This is a genomic window from Schinkia azotoformans LMG 9581, from assembly GCF_000307855.1.
GTDB lineage: Bacteria > Bacillota > Bacilli > Bacillales > Bacillaceae_J > Schinkia > Schinkia azotoformans.
In genome coordinates this window covers 1-3,423 of record NZ_AJLR01000059.1, presented here as the reverse complement: position 1 = coordinate 3,423, position 3,423 = coordinate 1, and the positions used below count along the sequence as shown (strand labels likewise).

Annotated in this window: 4 protein-coding genes; 3 read left to right on the top strand and 1 reads right to left on the bottom strand. The window is 38.4% G+C overall.

Annotation, left to right across the window (positions count from 1 at the left end; translation table 11 throughout):
- Nucleotides 1–588: IS6-like element ISS1S family transposase (locus BAZO_RS10335; RefSeq protein ID WP_003331417.1), on the bottom strand; the 588-nt coding region annotated here is incomplete at its 3' end.
- A 259-nt stretch (nt 589–847) separates the two neighbouring features.
- On the opposite strand from BAZO_RS10335, the gene BAZO_RS10330 reads away from it, so the two are divergent.
- The 3 genes from BAZO_RS10330 to istB all read left to right on the top strand — a co-directional run bounded on the left by BAZO_RS10330 (nt 848) and on the right by istB (nt 3,296).
- Nucleotides 848–1,240 carry a plasmid recombination protein gene (locus BAZO_RS10330; protein ID WP_003331416.1) on the top strand — a complete coding sequence of 131 codons (393 nt, stop codon included), beginning with the start codon at nt 848–850 and terminating at the stop codon, nt 1,238–1,240.
- 62 nt (nt 1,241–1,302) lie between these two features.
- A complete protein-coding gene (istA, locus tag BAZO_RS10325; RefSeq protein WP_003331415.1) occupies nt 1,303–2,526 on the top strand; it encodes an IS21-like element IS712 family transposase in 1,224 nt (407 codons plus the stop codon).
- An 11-nt stretch (nt 2,527–2,537) separates the two neighbouring features.
- Nucleotides 2,538–3,296, top strand: coding sequence for an IS21-like element IS712 family helper ATPase IstB (gene istB / locus BAZO_RS10320; RefSeq protein WP_003331414.1), 759 nt, complete (start codon nt 2,538–2,540; stop codon nt 3,294–3,296).
- Nucleotides 3,297–3,423: the final 127 nt, after the last annotated feature.

Below are 3,423 nucleotides of genomic sequence, written 5' to 3'. Positions count from 1 at the left end.
AATTGTTTCCATGCCCTTAATCGTGGTTGAGGCAGTTCGTAGACTTCGATAAAATTTATTGCGTCGTTTGATTGGTCGATGGTCTTGCTCAATGAGGTTATTGAGATACTTCACGGTTCGATGCTCTGTCTTAGTATATAAACCGTTACTCTGTAACTTTCTAAATGCAGAACCAATAGAGGGCGCTTTATCCGTGACAATTACTCTTGGTTGACCAAACTGTTTATGTAGTCGTTTCAAGAACGCATAAGCAGCTTGAGTATCCCGTTTCTTGCGTAGCCAGATGTCTAAAGTCAATCCATCCGCATCAATTGCACGATAGAGATAATGCCAACGACCTTTGATTTTGATATAAGTTTCATCCATTTTCCACGAATAGAAGGACTGTCTATTTTTCTTTTTCCAGAGATGATAGAGGACTTTACTGTATTCTTGTACCCAACGATAAATAGTTGTGTGACAAACGTTAATCCCACGATCATAAAGGAGTTCTTGAATTTCACGATAGCTTAGATTGTAACGTAGATAATAACCAACAGCGACAATAATCACATCTTTTTGAAATTGTTTACCTTTAAAATAGTTCATTGATATATCCTCGCTGTCATTTTTATTCATTTTACACTAAAATAGACTTATCAGAAAACTTTGCAACAGAACCGCTTGGGGTCTGGGGCAAACGCCCCATTTTGCCAACTGAAAGTTGGCAAAGCCTTCCGCTAGGAATCGTCAGACAGACCGAAATAATGTGATACGTAGTGTCACATGTATATTGAGTTATCCTTCTGTCCAGAAGCAACCACCAAAACGTGATATAATTGGATTGAAATTTCAAGGAGTTCTCGCTATGCAAAATACAATTTCAATTCACGTCGGAAACACTAGCTCAATAATTCATAATAACCGCAAAACTGAAAATCACACAAATCCTGATATTGATGTTTCACGGTCTGGCAACAATATTACGCTCGTTCAAGAAAACATCAAGGACAGCTATGAAAAATTATTTGGACAAGCGGTTGATGAATACAATGCCAAGCAAAAACGAGCAGATAGAAAAATCAATAATTATCTCCAAAAGGTCAAAGATAGCGCCCTAGACCACCAAAAAGAATTCATCATGCAAATTGGAGACTATCAAAGTCTCGAAAAAATTGCTGAAGAACAAGGCTGTAAGGTTTGGGAAACGCAAGAATGGCAACTTCGAGCGGAAACGCTAAAGTGTAAAGGGCCATGCTAAAATGTAGGAAACGGGCCATTGAAAATGTAGGTTAACTTTAAAATTGTGATAGGCTTTTCCTTATGAGAAAAGACATCCTAGAAAGTATAACCGAACATCTTATGACTGGAATTAAACCTAATTTCGCTGATATTGCCAGACGCTATAATTGTGACTATCGGACGGTCAAACGTTATTATGACCTCGGAAAAGAAAAGACCCTTGAAGAAGCTTCAAAACGAAGGGTCCCACCGTCACTTATTGAGAACTATAAATCAATCATTGAAGATAAACTCAAGCTTGGCTGCTCTGTGCGCTCAATTTACTACTTCATCCAACTAAAAGGCTATCAAGGCTCATATACGACCGTCAAACGCTATGCCAGATTGATTCGAGAATCCTGCAAACATAAAGCAACGATTCGAATTGAAACAACGCCTGGACTTTCTGCTCAAGTCGACTGGAAAGAAAATTTAAAACTGATCTCACGCAATGGTGAAGTGTTTACGATTAATATCTTTCTGTATATTCTTGGCTACTCTCGGATGAAGTATCTTCAATTGACCGTCGACCGTCTCCAACCCACACTCTTTGAGTGTCTCAATCACGCTTTTGAGAAATTCGGAGGTGTCCCTGAAGAAATTTGGTTTGACAATATGAAAACAGTGGTGGACCATTCTAAAAGTCAATTCTCAAATGTTGTTTTCAATGAACGATTCAGGCAGTATGCAAAAGATGCTGGATTTAAACCCATTGCTTGTCGGCCATTCAGACCTCAAACCAAAGGTAAAGTAGAAGCGCTTGCGAGAACTGTTGACCGCCTGCTTGTCTTTAACAATGAGTTTGAAGACCTTGAAGAATTACAAGCACTGGTCCAACAATTGATGGAAGATTTGAATCATAAAGAAATCTCTCAAGCGATTGGAACCTCACCTTCTGAACGTCTTGACCAAGAGGCGTTGAATCTCAAGGCTTTTGATTTAGAGCTTCTCAAAGTTTATAGTCAATTGAGTGTTCCTTTGACTCGAAAAGTCTCTAAAGAGGCACTTGTGATCTTTGAAGGGCGTAAATATTCAGTGCCGGTTAAATATATTGGACAGACCGTAACCTGTGAAAAAGAACAAGAGGACCTTAAAGTCTATTGTGACCAACGCTTGATTGCTCGTCATCCTTTAAGCGACCGTCCCTTTAATTATCGCCGTGAAGATTACGTTGAAATTCTTAAATCAGATGTCTTCAAACATCTTGAAGAAGACGAACTAGAGGCTTATGTGGATGAGAATCTTCAAGCCTACGATTTATTGTGAAGGGAGCGCTTATGACAACTTATCATCAATTACTCAACCAATTGGACCATTTAAAACTCGATCGTGTGCGTCAGCTCTTACCAGAGTTCTTAGATGAGCATGCGGATATTTCCTTAGTAGAGGGCCTTCATGAACTCTTGAGTGAAGAACTTCGTGAACGAGAAGCGCTCCTTCAGGAAAGACGATTAAAAAAAGCCCATCTGCCTTATGAAAAGCGTGTGATGGACTTTGATTTTCAGTTTCAACCGAAAATTAATAAAGCAGAGATTTTAGATTTACATACCTTACGTTTTTTAGATAAGCATGAGAATCTTCTCTTCATTGGCAATAGTGGCGTAGGTAAGACACATTTAGCTATTTCTATCACTTTAGAAGCCCTAGAGAAAGGTTATAGCTCTTACTTTTGTATGAGTACTGAATTAGTGGACCGTTTATTAAGAGCCAATCAAAAAGGAACTTTAGAGCGAGTATTAAAACAGTATGCCAATTATGATGTACTTGTTATTGATGAAGTGGGTTATCTGCCCTTTTCAAGAGATGGAGCGAGTCTTCTCTTTCAACTGATTAATATGAGATATGAAAAGAAATCCACGTTGATTACTACGAATATCCCACTTTCTCAATGGTCTGAGTTTCTTCAAGATAAGAAATTAACGAATGCTTTATTGGACCGCTTGGTTCATCATTCTAAAGTCATTTCTATTACTGGAAAATCTTATAGAATGAAAGACTATAGTGAGAAGAAAACCAAAACCCCAAAAAGTAAATAAAGTGATGGGCCCAAAACCAACAATTTGGGTGGCCCATTTCCTACATTTTCAATGACCCAAAACCAACATTTTTAGATGGCCCTTGACAACGTTATCATTCACCTACGATTACGGGGTAGTTGCTAAA

Excerpts from the sequence above, each read along its gene's own strand:
- istB (WP_003331414.1), top strand. The coding sequence starts at position 2,538 with ATGACAACTTATCATCAATTACTCAACCAATTGGACCATTTAAAACTC.
- istA (WP_003331415.1), top strand. The coding sequence starts at position 1,303 with ATGAGAAAAGACATCCTAGAAAGTATAACCGAACATCTTATGACTGGA.
- BAZO_RS10330 (WP_003331416.1), top strand. The coding sequence starts at position 848 with ATGCAAAATACAATTTCAATTCACGTCGGAAACACTAGCTCAATAATT.